The organism is Pseudoalteromonas sp. CO348 (assembly GCF_004208845.1).
Classification (GTDB): Bacteria; Pseudomonadota; Gammaproteobacteria; order Enterobacterales; family Alteromonadaceae; genus Pseudoalteromonas; species Pseudoalteromonas maricaloris.
On record NZ_SGPI01000040.1, the window covers coordinates 177,030 to 193,803 of the forward strand.

The window sequence follows — 16,774 nt, forward strand, 5'->3', positions numbered from 1 at the left end:
GCAAATTTGTGCGTCAATAGCTGGCCTATTGCAAGCAAATTTAACGCAGTAGTAAGGGATAACAGCTGCTAGAGGACAAGTTGTTATCCCGAGTTCAGGTTTTGATAAATCAGAGCATTCCGTTTCTAAAGTAGAAGCTGGTACGCGAGTGTTGTTAAGTATCGGCTGGGTCCGCTAGTGCGACTAGCTCGGCAACTTGATAATGATGCATGTTCCGGAATTAGATTCTGTTTCACACTCAATTACGCCATTAAAGTACTGAGTGACAATAGCGAGCGCAACGCTTAGCCCTAAACCCAAGCCTTTTTGGGTGCGATTACCGACAACAAAAGGATCAAATACTTTATCTTTGATTTCATATGGAATACCGCTGCCGTTGTCCGTGACTTTAATCGTATATCCAAGTTTTGAGGCTTGAGCTGATATAATCACACATGGGCTTTGCATTGAGTTATCAGCAAAGGCGTGGTAAAACGCATTTTCTATTACAGGTTGGAAAACCTGCTGTAACAACCTTTCAGGCGCGGTGATAGCAAGTGCCTCGGGAATATCTAAGGTAATATCAATATGTGGGTGTTGATTGGCAAGCTCACTCACACATCGTGTGATAAGTGGCTGTAAGTAAATAGGCTTTACTTCTCCTTCAAATCCAGTATTGGTGATGATTTTGAGCTTGTCGATAATACCTGTGATCCGCTCGGTACTATTGACGACGAGTTTGGCACAGCTTTCAATATTTTCTATCGAATGCAATAAAGCAGACTTGGCGATTTCATTTTTATTTACCCTTTGTCTTACTCCTTCGACAAGCAATAGTTGGTTACTGGAAGCGGTCATGGCGACGCCAATCGGCGTGTTAATTTCATGGGCAAGTCCTGGGATCAATCGCACCAGCGTTGCTGACTTTTCGGCGTTTATCAGGCGTTTTTGAGTCTCACTGAGTTCGCTGATCGCGTGATTAAGTGCTTTGTTTTTTTCTATTAACTCTTCAGTTTGGCTTTTTACCTCCGTATTTAGATAATCAATAATACTTTTACGGATGGCAGAACGAGAGTTGTACAACGCGATGAGACTAAGTAATAGCAAGATAAAACAAACAAACGCGGCACCATAATAGGACTTTACCTTTTTATTGCTGCTTGCAAGGAGTGAGCTGAAATCCTGTTCTCTGCGTTCTAAAAAGGCATTGATGTGTGTCATTATTTGTACTTTACTTTGGAGGTAAGCCTCGCTGTACAAAATCTTGAGGGCCTGTTGATTTTTCCCTGCTGCCACGAGTTTAAAGGCTTCACGCTCAAGTGACACGAGTGCTTCACTTTTATCCTCTGCATTTCGCAACATAGTTAATTCATCCGTAGAAACCCCATTTTCTAATAATAATGTCAGTAGCGCTTTTGGTGCTTCTTTTTCAAATGGTGCTTGACCCTCTTTGACCAGCAACATGTCCCAATAGACGCGGTGCAAATGCTTAGGGCGGGGGGAAGTGCCGTTACGGATCGTTAAGATCTCATCAAAAAATTGCTTAAATTTGGGGTTGCCCGTGGCGGCATAAGCCCGAGCCATCATGGTGAGTTGATCTGAGCTGAGTCTCAACTCTTGGGATAAACGAACAAGATTAAAATTTCTTTCTATTTCTTGCTCTTGCGCTTCCTTATTGACGAATGCCAAAAATGTGAACACCACAGAAAGAAAAAAAAGCAGCATGGAGAGCGCTGATATATGGTAGAAGTACTTAAAGCTAAATGACTGACTTGGATGAAGTATGTTGCTTTGACTGGCTGCCATGTATTCAACGTTGTTAAGACTAGAATACACAAAGTATAGTTAACCTAAGCTCGGAATAACAATTTGTTCTCTGGCCGTTGTCATCCCACGTTCTGGTTGGTCGTTCTCGGCTTTTGTTACTTTGCCGAAGTGAGAAAGCAGCCAAATGGATAACAAGTATTTGGCTGCTCGATGGGTCTAGTCGAAAGTAAGCACGATCCTGCCGTTAATGTCACTATTGAGCATATCGTCAAATATATCGTTGATTTGCTCGAGTGGCTTGGTTTCAATAATGGCCTTTACCTTGCCCTCTGCGGCAAACTGCAAGCATTCAGTGAGATCTTGACGGGTACCAACGATGCTGCCAACAACACTAATACCTTTAAGAACGGTATCAAATATAGGAATAGGCATTTCCTCCGGTGGTAAGCCAACGAGCACGCAGGTACCGCCGCGCTTTACGCTGTTAAACGATGTCGTAAAGGCTGGCTTTGAGACCGCGGTACAAACTACGGCTTGGACTCCACCTAGCTTATTTTGCATCAACTCTGCGGGATCGCCCTGCTTAAAGTCGATACATAAATCGGCGCCAAGATCTTTTGCCAGTGCTAACTTTGATTCGCCAGTGTCAACCGCAACTACATTCAGCCCCATTGCTTTGGCGTATTGCACTGCTAAGTGACCAAGTCCCCCTACACCAATAATGGCAACCCATTCACCGGGTTTGGCTTTCGATACTTTTAGTGCTTTATAGGTGGTGACGCCTGCGCAGAATAGAGGTGCGGCATCGACAAATGATAAGCCTTCGGGGATTTTTACCACGTAGTTGGCATCGGCTTTACAGTACTGTGCGTAACCGCCGTCGACGGAATAGCCACTATTTAATTGATCTGGACATAAGTTTTCGTCGCCTTTTAGGCAGTGTTCACAATGACCGCAGGCGCTATGAAGCCAAGGTACACCCACTCTATCACCAACGGCTAGATGTTTAACATCGTCAGCTTTTGCGATAACTGTCCCCACACCTTCGTGACCAGGCACTAGTGGCAATTTAGGCTTAACTGGCCAGTCACCATGACAGGCGTGTAAGTCGGTGTGACAAACTCCACAGGCGGCTATTTCAACGATGACCGATCCTTGAGTAAGTTGCGGTTTTTCAATTTCTTGAATTTCTAACGGTTGTTTAAATTGGTGCACTAACGCTGCTTTCATCTTTTTGCTCCTTGATTGAGTCGATAGTAGCTTAGCAGCTATAACTAGGAGCAATTTGATCCGAAACAATGAATAAGATGAGAGTAAATAAAAATGGCGAGCACAATGCTCGCCATTTCATTACTTAATTATAAAAAGTAGGGTGTTATTTTCTTCTACGTAGCAGCACAAGTGGTGCAGCTAGTAGTAACCAAAATAGTGAACCACTTGAAGATTTTGATGGTGTTGGCGTAGGTGTTGGATCTGGCGTAGCCGTTGTGTCGTCGACATCGGTTACTGTAACCGTTATCATCGCCGATTCAGACTCAAGTCCAGCACTGTCAGTCGCTTTGACTGTTAGCTCTATTGAAGTAAGTCCAGACTCAAAATCCAGTAAACTGGTATCGGCTACAACGATATTACCTTCAGCAGTTACTGTTACCGCTTCGGATGAAGACTCTAACAATGAGAAACTACCTGCTGGGTTTGAGAAGCTTGCTTCAATCTTACCTATTACCGTGTCATTAGCGGTATTTTCTGCAACACTAAATGTTTGCTCTGCAGCGATGGTCGGAACAGGCTGCTCTGTTGGCTCATCCATCAAATTGGTTACATTAACCATGATTTGTGCGCTTTCAGATATGTTTCCAGAGGTATCTACCGCAACTAACTGGAGCATGACACTGTTAAGACCCGCATCAAAGTCGAGTTGCTCGCTATTTGCCACCACAACCTGACCTGAAGCATTAACCGTGACAGCACTACTGTTAGAGCTTAATACTATAAATTCTGACACAGGGCTTGCAAGTGTTGACGCATATTCAACGGCTACTTGGCCAATTACCGTACTTGATGCTGTATTCTCTTCTACGCTAAATGTTTGATCAGCGGGGATCATTGGTGCTACATCAGCATCTTGCGTTGGTGATGCGACAAGCGGTGTAGCTCCGTTGCTTGAGAGCATAATAAAGTCACTACCAGAATACATCAGTGTTGCCGATTCACCTGGTTCTAATTTAGTTACTTCATTACCAGCATCATCAACGAGCATCGCCAAACCTTCAGCTTGAGTCATTGCCACTTCCATTGCTGGCGCTTTTATCATGAAGCTATTCGCGAAAGCTTCATCTAATGAGTTAGAAGGAATGGGCATCCATGTTTCTTCCTCTGTGCGGAAACGAATGTTGGCCTCAACGCCAGTAGCTACTTGCTCGGCTGTAAGTCCAAATGCGTCGGCACAACTGCTCATGGTGACGAAATTATTACCTGATGCAAAATTAATATTAGTAATAAAACCGCTTCCTGAGCCATAACCATGAGTAAATGAGATGGCGCTTCCTGACAAGTAATTACCAAACCATTCTAGTTTGCCGTTTTGAACAGTTACATCATAAGTGCCATCTGGCGATGTCCCACCTTCAGCTGGCAAATCGAAATCAGCCATAAAGCCACCTTGATAAGTGTGGATAATAGGTTGATTAGTAACCATGGTAGTGAATAGCATGTAACCGGTATCACAGACGCTAGTTGGAACTGAAAGTGTTTCCACTGACGCACCCACTAGATCTAAACGCTCGCTATCACCTGCTTTATCTTTTGCAACCGTTGGAGTAAAAAATGGCTCTAGTGTTGCCGCACCAGTGTTCGTTAACACCTGTCTTGCACCTTTGTCATCAACGACAGGCATAACTTCCGCGTTAGCGGCCGCTTTTGGCAGTACGTGATAGACTAAGTGTAGTGCTTTTTCACCGCCAGACATAAAGTTCAATGCACCATCAAGCTCCAACGTTGTAAGGTCGTGTGTTGCATCCAAGAATGCCATGTTGGCAGAAGTTAATGTCCATTCCGGCAGTTTAGTTGGATCTATAGTTGCCGTGACGTCAAACGAAATGGTTTGTCCTGCAGGTACGGTGATCGACTCTGGGAAAGCCATACTAAGTGCACCGCGCTCAGCGTCGTCAGCAAATCGCTGCTCATATGCAAGTGTATAGGTCTGCTCTTGATTCGAGAAGTTTTTAACGACGACCTTTTTGGTGATATCTGAAGTTTCAGATAATGAAATCAAGCCAAAGGATAGCGCTGCTTGCATCGTATCTTCAGCCCATGCTGCAACCGGAAGGTTTGCCGCTTTTTCGACATCCACAAGACCTGAGCCGATAAAGCTGATTGGCGCAAGCGCAGCATTTGGGTTTTGCGAGCGAGGCTCCATGGTAACATCTAAGTTAGCCGCGTTCATTAATGTTGCTTTTAGCTCAAAACCATTGCGATTGGGTAGTGCTTCTTTAAGCATACTCATGGCTCCAGCTGTAATAGGGCCAGAGAATGAAGTTCCACTTGCTGGAGTAAGTCCATCACCAAGGCCTGGATGTGCAGTCATAATGCTAACTCCTGGCGCTGTGATTTCAGGTTTTAACCTTCCGCTGATAGAAGGTCCGCGAGAGGTGAATGATGCTATCATGCCTTCTTTTAGAATGATTGTGGCACTCACATTATAGGCAACATTGTTTCCAGCCAATAACTGTTGTTTAAGTGCTTTACCTTGGCTGTAGCTCAAACCAATTGTTGGGATCTCAATACCTGGAGCACTGCCTCCAGGCTCTGTTGGACCACCACCTTCAACATTATTGGCAATCATAACTAATTTAGCGCCCTTCGCTTGGGCGTTTAGCACTTTTTGGGTGAAGTTACATGCACCGCGGTCAACGAGGACTGCTTTTCCCGTAAAGTCGACCTCATCTGCAAAAGGATCACAAGCAATAGATGTTGCATCTCCGCGGTCGTTCTTTTCAGTCTCAACAAATGCTAGCGGGGTTGTGTCGCTACTAAATTCAAACTCTTCAAAGCCCTCAGGGTTAAAACTTGCCGCACCTGCTTCAGTCGTTTCGCCCATCAAGGTTGCTAAAATGTGCTGACCTTTTATGACAGAGTGCTCCATAGCACCAACAGAAAGTGCATTATCTGTTGTACTTGGGCCACCAACAATAAATGGTGTAGGGCCATCATTACCTGCTGAGATAACAACGTTAGTACCTAGCATCACGGCTTTATCGATAAGTTCTTGAACCGCACCTGCTCGATTATCGCCGAAGTCTCCGCCTAGTGACATATTAACAACATCTACTCTGTCAGAAATATCACCGTCCCCATTGGGATCCATTGCAGATTCCAACGCTAAAAGTTGAGCCAAGCCAGGGCAAGTTTCTGCACAGACGGAGTAAACAAATAATTCAACGTTTGGTGCGACACCTGTTACTGAATGAGAGACGTGTGTACCGTGGTTAGTACCTGCATCAATTGGATCTGGATCGTTGTTGATAAAGTCATATCCACCTAATACTAAGCCTTGTGGCCAAGCCGGCGTATCGGCAGGGTTGCTTGCAGCCGCTTCATACGCTTCAACTGTGCCAGCGCCACCAAACGCTTGGTGGGTGTAATCAATACCCGTATCAAGTACCGCAACACGAACTCCTTCACCTGTCACTTCACCAGTAGAAACTAAAGGCGTTGCCTTTATGTAGTCGGCACTGTCAGCCACATTCAATTTATAATCAAATACAGGTAACACAGAATGTACTAATGGATTGTGTAGTAGTTTGTTAACTTCAGCTTCTTCGCCATTGACGATAATTGCATTAGATAGCTTAGACGTTTTAGCTACAACTTGCAGTGTTGGGCTAGTGTTAGCGATAGCAGCTTCTACGCTTTGTTGAGCTTGCTGAATACTTGATGTTGCATTTTTGAAGTTAATACCAGCAAGGCTCTGTTCTGCAATAGAAGGTGTGTGTAATTTAACTAACCACGTAACGACGTTGTGAGTCGATTTTCTCGCCTGTTTGTTTTTAAAATCAGGATATTGGCTTTGTAAAGGAGGTTTGTTTTCAAAATTATATTGATTGTACGTCGCAGCGGTAACGGTATAAGAAGATAAAGCGGTCACTACGGCGATTGCGAGTGCTGACTTATTTAGAGTTGACATCGGATTTCCCCATCATATTTGTTATGGTTTTTAATTGTTTTTGTTTACATCCTAGTTCAGGATTTGAACAAATATAGTTCCTTTCTGGGTGGTATTTCAACTTTTTGTTACTTAAAATGGGATTTATTTGATGGTTATCTTTAAAAAAAGGTTAATTTTACTCATGTTTTTAAGGACTTTCGGTGATATAGCTATTCACTCTTGCCAAGAGTAAAATTTTGATTGTTGTGGCCTACGTGTTTTTGGTTTGGATATACTTTCGTTCACGTTAGGTGTATCAAGTCAATAAAGCTCCGCTCAAATGAATAGAGTCTTGTAGTTCACCTAAAGGCTTGTGAGGACTTTCTCAGGTGAAGAAAAACGAGACGGTAAGAAGGATTTACTTTTAAAAGTTATAAAGACTGGGTTAAATGTGAGTCAGTTCTAACTCAGGTCCTAGTAATAATGCATTGAGTAAAACAATTACGCTCAATAGCGCCTCGTGATTTGAGAATCAAATTAATTGACCCTAAAGCAGGGAAAAACAAACATTAAATGTAAGGAACTATATGCTCAGACTCACACCAAGCGAAGGCGTACACCTTAGCAGGTTTGTTACTATGGAAAGTGCAGCAGATAATAGCCAATTTATAATAAGCAGCCCGCTTTCGACACACCAATCTCAGTTCGCTGATACCAATTTACGCTACTTAACGATCTACTTAGGTAGTGAAATAGCTGGCTTTATTATTTTAGCCGTTGAACCAGAACTGAAAAGTGTTGAATTTCGCCGGATTGTGGTTGCTAAAAAGGGATTGGGAATAGGGCAAGAAGCGATAAAACAGATGGAAAAATATGTGTTAAAGGAGTTGCGTATAACGCGCATTTGGCTAGATGTTTTTGCAGATAATACGCGAGCGCAGCACATATACCAAAAGCTTGGATATCAGCAGTTCGATATGATGCCATACGACAATAAAATCCTGTTACTATTCGAAAAGCACTTACATTAATGTCTAAATCAAGTAATGAAAATTATCAAAAATGGTTAGCTGTATAGGGGCGGTTAGTGGAGTTTTCACTCGAGGATTGGCTGTTTATGGCTCCGTATATAAAAATCGGTCATATCACAGCCGATACGATGCTATTCGAACAGGGTGAGAAAATCTCGAGTGTTTATTTCTTATTAGATGGATATGGACGTTATTTCTACCTAGATGAAAAAGGCAATGAACGGAACAAATCTCTGCTACAGAAGGGCGGGGCATTCTCTTGTTTATCTTGTTATCTAGAAGAGCAGCCGAGTCCATTTTCAACGCAAGCGCTAACGGACAGTGTGATTGCCGAAATTCGCTATGCTGACTTAATCACTGTATCTGAGCAAAACCTCAACTGGGGGCGGTTTGTGCGCAAGATTTATGAGCAGTTAGTGCTTAAAAAAGAGAAACGCGAAGCGGCGTTACTCCAGTTAAGTGCAAAGGAAAGGTATTTACGCTTTATCACAGAAAATCAACCATTAAGCCGCTCGGTTGCATTGCGCCATATCGCGATGTATCTCGGGATCACGGATGTATCACTGTCGAGAATCAGAAAAGAGCTTGGCTTAACATAGGTTAAGGCACAGCAACAAAATTCGCATTACCTTATCTTTAATTTTTGTCCTACAGATAAGGAATAACATCATGAAAAAGTTACTGCCTCCTATTTTACTGTTTTTATTTGTCATATTGATGCCTGTGGTGTGTTGGTTGACTGCGGCACCACATTTTATTTATTACCCTTTCAATCTGTTAGGGTTAGTACCGATTGCTTTGGGGTTTGCACTGGCCAAGTCGGGTAGCAAGTTATTCGCAAAGGAAGAAACCAATATTATGACTTTCAATAAGCCTGATAAATTAGTGGAGGCTGGGGTATTTCAATATACCCGCAACCCCATGTACCTAGGCTTTGTCATTGCATTACTAGGCTATGCTGTATTAATCGGTGGTGCATTCGTGTCATTTTTGTTTGTGATTGCTTTTTTACTTATTGCCGACAGATGGTACATTCAATTTGAAGAAAAGATGATGGAACAAACTTTTGGAGATGCCTATTTACGCTATCAAAGGAGAGTGCGTCGTTGGCTTTAAATTCCAAGCATAAATGAGGATAAAGTGGTGCAAGATATTGATTATTCAAAATCCCTACAAACAATCGTTGGTAAGGTGGTTAGAGTGTACCAATCTGGAGATATGCTTACCCAAGATCATCAACCTCAGCGACTCAATATTGAGTTAAACGACGCGCAACAGGTAGTGCGTATGTGGTGGGGATAGCCCCGCCCAGTTTGTATATTGATTGATGAAGATGGTGTATTTCGTCCAATAAAATGACTATAGGTATTAAGATGCATATTGGCCTAGTTAAGGTATTTTTTGTTTTAGCCACGTTCACGAGCTTAGCTGTCTATGCCGTTAGCTACGACGAAATAACAGATATTGATGCGCTGGCGGCGCATTTTGATGAGCCGACTTTTGAACAACACTTTTCAGAGGAAGGTATGGAATTTATTTGGTTTTACTTTAAGGGTATTGACCACTCTTTTTTGATTAATACTGAGACTGGAGAGGTCTGCCATCATTTTAAAGGCAAAAAGAGAGAGTCTTGTTTTCCGGCAAGCTATTTTGAGTAAATCTGTATGAAGGAGCAGCGATGTCACACTCTAGTTGTAATTTAGTCCAGTCCCCTTGCATCAGAAAGTGTTGTTTGGATGATAAAGATGTGTGCTTAGGCTGCTTTAGAACGTTGGACGAAATCACCGGCTGGACAAGTTACAGCGAAGATGAAAAGCTCAAAGTCTTAGCGCATTGCACGAGGCGCAAACAGCAACATACTCAAAAATATAAAGGAAATTAAATGAAATTGGTAATTGGGACCGAATCAACTTGGTCATTAAGAGCGCTGTTATGTGCGTCTATCCTAGATATTAAGTTAGACATTGAACTTATCGATTTGACCTCTTGTGATGACAAAGCAAAGTTGGCCAATGTATCGCCGACTAAACAAGTACCAGTTTTGCTCGTGGAAGGTCATGTCATTGCTGACTCACTCGCGATTGCGGAGTTCTTCAACGACCTTAGTGAAGGCGGTTTGCTACCGCAAGACCCTTATGAGCGTGCACAGGCACGTAGTCTTGTCGCTGAGATGCACGCCGGCTTCACAGCGCTACGCTGTGAATTACCTTTTTCTTTCACGCCAAATACATCAATAAATTTGTCGGATGCGGCAAAGTGCGAGCTAAAAAGGGTAGAGACTCTTTTTGCTGCGGCTCACTGCCCATTTATGTTTGCAAAGCCAACTATGGTCGATGCATTTTATGCTGTGCTTGCTTATCGTTTATTTAGCTACGGTATTCAATTGGCACAGCCCGCAACGGAATATCAGAATGAATTGGTTGCATGGTTTGAAGCTCATAGCGTATTGCACTTAGTGCATCCGTAGTTTTATAGTGTATGCGAAGTACCGTATGATTCTTGAATTTAAAGAACTAAGCAAAAGTCGAAGTGCCAAGTTACGCAAAGTAATACTGCTTAATAGTGTGTTATTACCAGCCACTGCACTTGGTTTTGTCTACCTGCCAGACTTACTCCAAGCAAACATTAATGGTGCTGGAAAACTGATGGCTGCCGTGGGGATGGGGCCAGTTATTGCATTGGTTTATAGCATTATTATTGGTGTGGCGGAGCAACAGTTTGTCCGGTTTGATAACCAAGGTATTACCTTTGGCGGTCCTGTCACTGGTGAAACCTTTTGCAACTGGCTCGGCGTGCGTGAGCTGACATTGAGCGACGACCAAACAGCGTTGCACGTACAGAGTTCAGGCTTGAATACTACGGTGATGTTTCCATTAAAAAAATATGGAATTTCGCTCTACGATTATCAGCAAATACAAATGTTTCGCTTTCGACACAGTTATTAAGTTGTAAGTGTCTCGATTTCGACACATGTTTTATCGAGTACGAACTTAAATTTATTGTATTGTATTGATTTTAATATAAAAAATATTTGGCCTGAAATTTGATTCATCATCTGTATTCTCAAAGTGGAGTACAGAGTATGGATATAAAACTGGCGAAAACAAAGCGCATGCCGCTTAAGAAGCTCGCATTGCTTGTTATTGTGCTACTTGTGGTCGGTTTGGTGTTTTTTGCCAAAGCATATACCCAAAGTGCATCAAACGTGGTTTTCCAAGAAGAGTTAATCGTTGCTAAAGTCCAACAGGGCGAGTTTGAACTCAGTGTTAAGGGACTTGGCAGTCTTGCATTGGAAAAACGCCATTTGGTTACCAGTAGTAGTGGCGGAAAAGTAGTTGAAGTGTTGGTTAAACCGGGTGAAATGGTCACTCAAGGTACGCTACTTGCCCGGCTTGAAAACCCATCACTGCGCGAAGCGCTCATTCAAAAACATAGCCAACTTACCAAAATTTCAGCACAACATGAGGCTGAACTTGCAGAATTAAAGGCCAAAGTGCAAGAGGCCCACACCGCACATCATGATGCTTTGCTGGCTTATAAAGCCGACAAAATTCAGTGGCAGGCGCAAAAAACCTTAATAGAAAAGGGCAATAGCACTATCTCTATGCTTGATCATCAACGCAGCGAGTTTGCAATGCAGCGTAGTCAAAAGCAAGTGGAGTTACAGCAAGCTAGGGTTGCCACTCAGCAAGAAGTGCAACAAGCAAAAGCCAAAGCACAGCTGGCTGAGCAAGCAAGTCTACGTTCCGAAATAAAGCTACTTGAAGAGAATATTGCAGCACTTGATGTGCGCTCGCCAATTACTGGACAAATTCAGGATGTGCTGATTGAAGTGGGCATGCAATTGTCTAATACCAGCTCGGTTGCAGAGGTGGCAGATCCGCGTTTGCTGGTTGCTAAGATAAACATCGCAGAACTAGATGCGCCGCATGTACAAGTTGGGCAGTCGGCTACAATCGATACTTACACTTCGCGTTTTAACGCCATCGTAAAACGCGTTTCCCCAAAAGTCACCAATAGCCAAGTTGAGGTAGAGCTGAGCATTGAAGGCACTTTGCCAAGAGAAGCCAGAGATAAACTCAACATTGAAGGGGTTATTGTAACGAGCCATAAGGCCGAGGCGATATTCGTCGCAATGCCAGCCAATGCTGTTGCAAATAATCAAGCGAGCGTGTTTGTTGTTGATGAGCATCTCGCCACGAAAAAAACGGTTAAATTTGGTCAGCGTTCGGTAAACTACATCGAAGTGCTTGAAGGGCTTAATAAAAATCAAATTATCATTATTTCCGATATGGAAAAGTATACTCAAGATAGCCAAGTGCTAGTGCGTTAACAGGACATCATTATGAACTCAGTCATTCAACTTAATAATATCGAAAAGCGGTTTCAGACGGACGAAATTGCAACTCAAGCGCTAGACGGCATTAATCTCGTAGTAGAGCCTGGCGAGTTTGTGGCTATCACGGGACCGTCAGGGTGCGGCAAGTCAACGTTACTGTCAATTTTGGGTTTGATTGATGAGCCAAGCAACGGCGAGTACTTTATTAGTGGTAATCAAGCATTTAATTTAAGCTCGGACGAGCGTGCTCATATTCGCGCTAATCATATCGGTTTTATTTTTCAGGCCTTTAATCTTATCAGTGATTTAAACGTGCTCGAAAATGTCATGTTACCGCTGACTTATATCGGCGGCATTAGCCAAAAAGAAATGGAGCAAAAAGCCAAAGACGCGCTGGCGATGGTGGGATTAGAAAACCGCATCAATCATTTTCCTTCTCAGCTTTCAGGCGGTCAGCAGCAGCGCGCTGCAGTTGCAAGAGCCTTGATTAACTCCCCAGATCTCATCCTTGCCGATGAGCCGACCGGTAACTTGGACTCAAATAATGCCCAGCAAGTGCTAGGGTTGTTAAGCGAGCTTCATGCTGCTGGAAAAACGATTTGTATGGTAACGCATGATATCGAATCTACGACTTATGCTAGCCGTGTTATCTCTATGCTAGATGGCACAATTTTAAGAGACAAAAAGCAGCTTGAGCGCGCAAGCAAAGTCGTTGGAGCTTAGTATGGGATTACTTTTAGACTTTCGTTACGCACTGAGAAACATCGCCAAATCAATGCGGTTTACATTATTGATGATGTTTATCATGGTTGGCAGTTTGACCATATCTTTGATTGGTTTTAACTATATTTATACGGTGGCATTTTCACATAGCCAAGTGGGTAGTGGCAGCCCAGAAATCAGGATCTTTAAGGTTCGTAACCCTATCAGCATGCAAAATCGCTTTGAATACAGCATGCTGCCACAACTACGAGAACTTGATGAAGTTAAACAACTTGAGGAGTGGCTTTATATTGCGCCAGCGAGTGTTTGGGTAAGTGACGCTGAGCGAGGCAATCATTATCGAGGCTCCTATGTTGATGAACGCTTTTTTCAGTTTCTGGACATTAAACCTGCACTTGGGCGATTTTATACTGCTGAGGATTTTGTGGGAGCTGCCCAAAATGTGGTCGTGATTTCAGACTATCTCTGGTTGCATCTATTTCAAGGTAGCAAAGACGTCATAGGGCGCACGATGGTCGTTGACCAAAAGCCTTATGAGATAATTGGTGTGATGCCCAAACACAATAACTTCCCGATATTTTCTAAACTTTGGCTGCCTCTTAAAGGCAATAACACAGCACCTGCTGATGCCATCGATATTATTTATAAGATGCCAAATGAGATAGTAGAGGCAAGGCTTGAGCAGCGTTTAAGCTTATTCTTCACTGATTATGCAAAGCAACGCGTTAGTCAGTCAGCACTCGAGGTAGATAAAGCCGTTCGTGTTGAATCTATGACCTTGGTGGAATACAACACCGACGGTGAAGCGGTATTTATATTTACCCTGTTTATGGCTGGTATCGTACTTATTTTGCTTATTTCCTCAATCAACATTGGTAACTTACTTTTTGCCAAAATCATCGAGAGACAAAAAGAGTCGGCTATTCGGGCCGCGATTGGCGCGAAAAAATTAAGGGTGGTTCAGCAGCATGCTTGCGAGGGCTTGATCTACTGCGTTAGCAGTTGGGTGGTGGCGCTATTGCTAACGGATCTTGGTTTGCGAGCGCTGAACTTTTTTATGAATATGATGTTTGGTGGCAAAATGCCGTACTGGTGGTATTGGCAGCTAAATACAGTCACCATCTTGGTGTCACTACTGCTGATAAGCTTGGTATTTGCTATTGCAGTGCTGTTACCTGCGGTGAAAACCGCTAACTTTAACATCAATGATGTACTGCGAGACGGCACGCGTGGTGCAACCGGAAAACAGGCGGGATTGATGTCAAAACGCCTACTGTCTTTGCAGGTGACCTTAGTGAGCTTTATGCTGATGGCGTCGAGCACCATAGGCTATGTGATGTATTCTATGGCGGGAAATATTGACGGCGAGACCCTCAAAGGGGTGTACTCAACTGAGCTGCAATTTCAAACTGAAAGCGAGTTTTCGAGTGATAAAGCGGTCGAAATGGCAAGCGCATTGGTCGTGGGAATGACATTGGATCCTGCCTTTAAAGAAGGGCGCGTGTATCAACGAGAGATGGAGCTTGATGTGCTAACAAGTGAGGGCGAAGTTTATACCGATAAAATCATAAATATTGAAGCGGTATCTCATCTTTTTAAGCGCGAATTGCAAAGTGGTAGGAACTTCACGGCACAAGACAACACAGAAGCAGCGCCCGTAGTGATCATTAGCCAGTCTCTCGCACACGCGCTGTTTGGCAGTGAGGAAGTATTGGGGCGCTCACTGATGTTACGTGATGCAAAATGGCCAAGCGCTAAAATAGTTGGTATTGCAGTGGATGAGATGAGCGTTGTTGCTAGCGATCGTCGTCATGAAGTCTATTTTAGTTTTCGTCAATATGCGCCAAAGGAAAATGCAATGGCGGTTAAGTTCATTACTGAGTTGCCGCCAAGCCAAAGTTACGAAGCCTTCTATCGCGTGTTAGGTAGGCTCTCAAGCAAGCTCGAAACCAGCTATATTTTTGATCACTACGACAACCATCGCTCTATGATGGGGGCGTTCACCAGTATCATTTATGTGTTTTTGATTGTGGGTGGATTTGCCTTGACGCTTTCTTTAATTGGTATTTATGCCATGGGCCTGAGTAATATCAACAAATCTAGCTATGAAATAGGCATTCGCCGTGCGCTTGGCTCCAAAGATCGTCAGATCATGTTGTTATTTATCAAGAAAAATCTAACCCATACCGTTACAGGACTGACTATTTCTGCATTAATTTTCTATATCTTATGTTATCTTGCTGTAGACTTTTTCCGCGGTATTGTGCCGTTTAGTGTTATGTTTGGTGCAGGTAGTATCACTCTATTACTGGTATTTGCTGCGGTATGCCTTGCGCTTTATATCCCGGTGAAACGCAGCATAAAAGTCCAACCTGCGGTTAGCTTAAGAATGGAATAATAATTTGAAAAAGGTGCTAATAGTAGACGACTCGCTTGATATTCAAGCGAGTCTGAAGTTTTTACTTGAGGATGAAGGCTACGCTTGTCACGGTGTGGTGACACCAGAGGCAGCATTTGATTATGTCAGTACACAGGAAGTGGACTTGGTGCTATTGGATATGAACTTTACCCAAGACACTACCAGTGGCAAAGAAGGGCTGATGGCGATTGCTAAGCTCATTCAAATCGATCCGCTCCTACCCATTGTGGTAATGACAGGCTGGGCGACGCTAGACCTTGCCGTAGCTGCCCTAAAGCAAGGAGCGGCCGATTTCATTGCAAAGCCATGGGATGATGAGCGTCTTGCTCATAGCATCAAAGTACAAATCGAGAAGCGAGCTGACAGACAACATTTAGCGCGGCTATCTGCTGAAAACGAACACCTTAAAAAGCCCCATCAAACGGTAGATTTTGTTACGCAAAGTGAGAAAAAGCAGCGTGTGCTGACACAGCTCACCCAGCTGGCACAAAGCGATATGAACATCTTGCTGACCGGTGAAAATGGCACAGGAAAGAGCTATTACGCTCAGTATGTACACGAGCACTCTAGCCGTGCTCGTGGCAGTTTTATCTCAATTAACATGGGGGCGGTGAGTGACGAGCTATTTAACTCTGAGTTATTTGGCCATAAAAAGGGGGCATTTACTGATGCGAAAGCAGATCGAGTGGGTGCATTTACACTCGCCAGTGATGGCTCGTTGTTTTTAGATGAAATTGCCAATTTATCTTTGCAGTCTCAAGCAAAATTGCTTCAAGTGTTAGAAGAGCGAAAGTACGTGGCGGTTGGCAGTCACAAAGTCTTGGACAATACTGCGAGGATTATTTCTGCTACTAACTGCCAACTCAATGAAGCGATTGCCAATAATCAGTTTCGCCAAGACTTATATTATCGATTAAATACGGTAGAAGTAGAAATACCGCCTTTAAGAGCGTGTGCAGAGGATATCTTGCCATTAGCTGAGCGCTTTTTAATGCGCTTTAGTCAAGATTACAAAAAGCCAACACCGAGCATTATGCCTTGTGCTGTTAAGGCACTGAGTGTATACGATTTTCCAGGTAATGTGAGAGAGCTTAAGCATATGATGGAGCGCGCGGTGTTTACTTGTTCAAATGCTCAGATATTTGCCAGTGATTTGGCGCTCAACACTACACCGTACTCAGCGTTGCAATCGATGAATACTGTTACTGCGAGCGCATCAGAAAATCATGATTTAACGCTGGATGAAATTATTGAGCAAGCACTCTTTAAAAGACTGGAATTTCACGGTGGTAACGTATCAAAAGCGGCGAAGAGCTTGGGACTATCGCGCAGTGCGTGGTATCGCAAAATGGACAAATATGAGTAGGAGA

General features: G+C 43.4%; 15 protein-coding genes. 12 read left to right on the plus strand and 3 right to left on the minus strand.

What is annotated here, in order from left to right; translation table 11 throughout:
* Positions 1 to 183: 183 nt before the first annotated feature.
* From EXT48_RS21820 to EXT48_RS21830, 3 genes are all read right to left on the minus strand, one after another.
* Positions 184 to 1,785 carry a sensor histidine kinase gene (locus EXT48_RS21820; RefSeq protein WP_130165762.1) on the minus strand — a complete coding sequence of 534 codons (1,602 nt, stop codon included), beginning with the start codon at positions 1,783 to 1,785 and terminating at the stop codon, positions 184 to 186.
* Between the two features lie 177 nt (positions 1,786 to 1,962).
* Complete coding sequence (gene adhP, locus EXT48_RS21825) at positions 1,963 to 2,976, minus strand: alcohol dehydrogenase AdhP (protein WP_130165763.1); 1,014 nt, start codon at positions 2,974 to 2,976, stop codon at positions 1,963 to 1,965.
* Positions 2,977 to 3,121: 145 nt separating this feature from the next.
* Positions 3,122 to 6,931, minus strand: a complete 3,810-nt coding sequence (locus tag EXT48_RS21830; RefSeq protein WP_130165764.1) for a S8 family serine peptidase — start codon at positions 6,929 to 6,931, stop codon at positions 3,122 to 3,124.
* 548 nt (positions 6,932 to 7,479) lie between these two features.
* Between EXT48_RS21830 and EXT48_RS21835 the strand changes: the two genes are divergently transcribed.
* From EXT48_RS21835 to EXT48_RS21890, 12 genes are all read left to right on the plus strand, one after another.
* Positions 7,480 to 7,923 carry an N-acetyltransferase gene (locus EXT48_RS21835; protein WP_130165765.1) on the plus strand — a complete coding sequence of 148 codons (444 nt, stop codon included), beginning with the start codon at positions 7,480 to 7,482 and terminating at the stop codon, positions 7,921 to 7,923.
* Positions 7,924 to 7,979: 56 nt separating this feature from the next.
* Positions 7,980 to 8,522, plus strand: a complete 543-nt coding sequence (locus EXT48_RS21840; RefSeq protein ID WP_240703423.1) for a Crp/Fnr family transcriptional regulator — start codon at positions 7,980 to 7,982, stop codon at positions 8,520 to 8,522.
* A gap of 70 nt (positions 8,523 to 8,592) precedes the next feature.
* On the plus strand, positions 8,593 to 9,039 hold the full coding sequence (locus EXT48_RS21845) for an isoprenylcysteine carboxylmethyltransferase family protein (protein ID WP_130165766.1): 447 nt from the start codon (positions 8,593 to 8,595) through the stop codon (positions 9,037 to 9,039).
* A gap of 27 nt (positions 9,040 to 9,066) precedes the next feature.
* Positions 9,067 to 9,225, plus strand: a complete 159-nt coding sequence (locus tag EXT48_RS21850; protein ID WP_239359693.1) for an I78 family peptidase inhibitor — start codon at positions 9,067 to 9,069, stop codon at positions 9,223 to 9,225.
* A gap of 71 nt (positions 9,226 to 9,296) precedes the next feature.
* The gene (locus EXT48_RS21855; RefSeq protein WP_130165767.1) at positions 9,297 to 9,581 is read left to right on the plus strand and encodes a hypothetical protein; all 285 of its coding nucleotides are present in this window, start codon (positions 9,297 to 9,299) and stop codon (positions 9,579 to 9,581) included.
* Between the two features lie 20 nt (positions 9,582 to 9,601).
* Positions 9,602 to 9,805 (plus strand): DUF1289 domain-containing protein, encoded by a 204-nt coding sequence (locus tag EXT48_RS21860; protein ID WP_130127601.1) that lies wholly within the window; start codon positions 9,602 to 9,604, stop codon positions 9,803 to 9,805.
* Entirely contained in the window at positions 9,806 to 10,390 is a 585-nt protein-coding gene (locus tag EXT48_RS21865; protein WP_130165768.1) for a glutathione S-transferase N-terminal domain-containing protein, read from the plus strand. It begins immediately after the preceding gene.
* 25 nt (positions 10,391 to 10,415) lie between these two features.
* Positions 10,416 to 10,868, plus strand: coding sequence for a hypothetical protein (locus EXT48_RS21870; protein ID WP_130165769.1), 453 nt, complete (start codon positions 10,416 to 10,418; stop codon positions 10,866 to 10,868).
* A gap of 137 nt (positions 10,869 to 11,005) precedes the next feature.
* Positions 11,006 to 12,256 (plus strand): efflux RND transporter periplasmic adaptor subunit, encoded by a 1,251-nt coding sequence (locus tag EXT48_RS21875; RefSeq protein ID WP_130165770.1) that lies wholly within the window; start codon positions 11,006 to 11,008, stop codon positions 12,254 to 12,256.
* A 12-nt stretch (positions 12,257 to 12,268) separates the two neighbouring features.
* Positions 12,269 to 12,985: an ABC transporter ATP-binding protein gene (locus EXT48_RS21880; protein WP_039496409.1), complete on the plus strand. Its 717-nt coding sequence runs from the start codon at positions 12,269 to 12,271 to the stop codon at positions 12,983 to 12,985.
* A 1-nt stretch (position 12,986) separates the two neighbouring features.
* Positions 12,987 to 15,383, plus strand: coding sequence for an ABC transporter permease (locus tag EXT48_RS21885; RefSeq protein WP_130165771.1), 2,397 nt, complete (start codon positions 12,987 to 12,989; stop codon positions 15,381 to 15,383).
* Positions 15,384 to 15,387: 4 nt separating this feature from the next.
* Positions 15,388 to 16,770, plus strand: coding sequence for a sigma-54 dependent transcriptional regulator (locus EXT48_RS21890; RefSeq protein ID WP_130165772.1), 1,383 nt, complete (start codon positions 15,388 to 15,390; stop codon positions 16,768 to 16,770).
* The last annotated feature ends 4 nt before the right edge of the window (positions 16,771 to 16,774 follow it).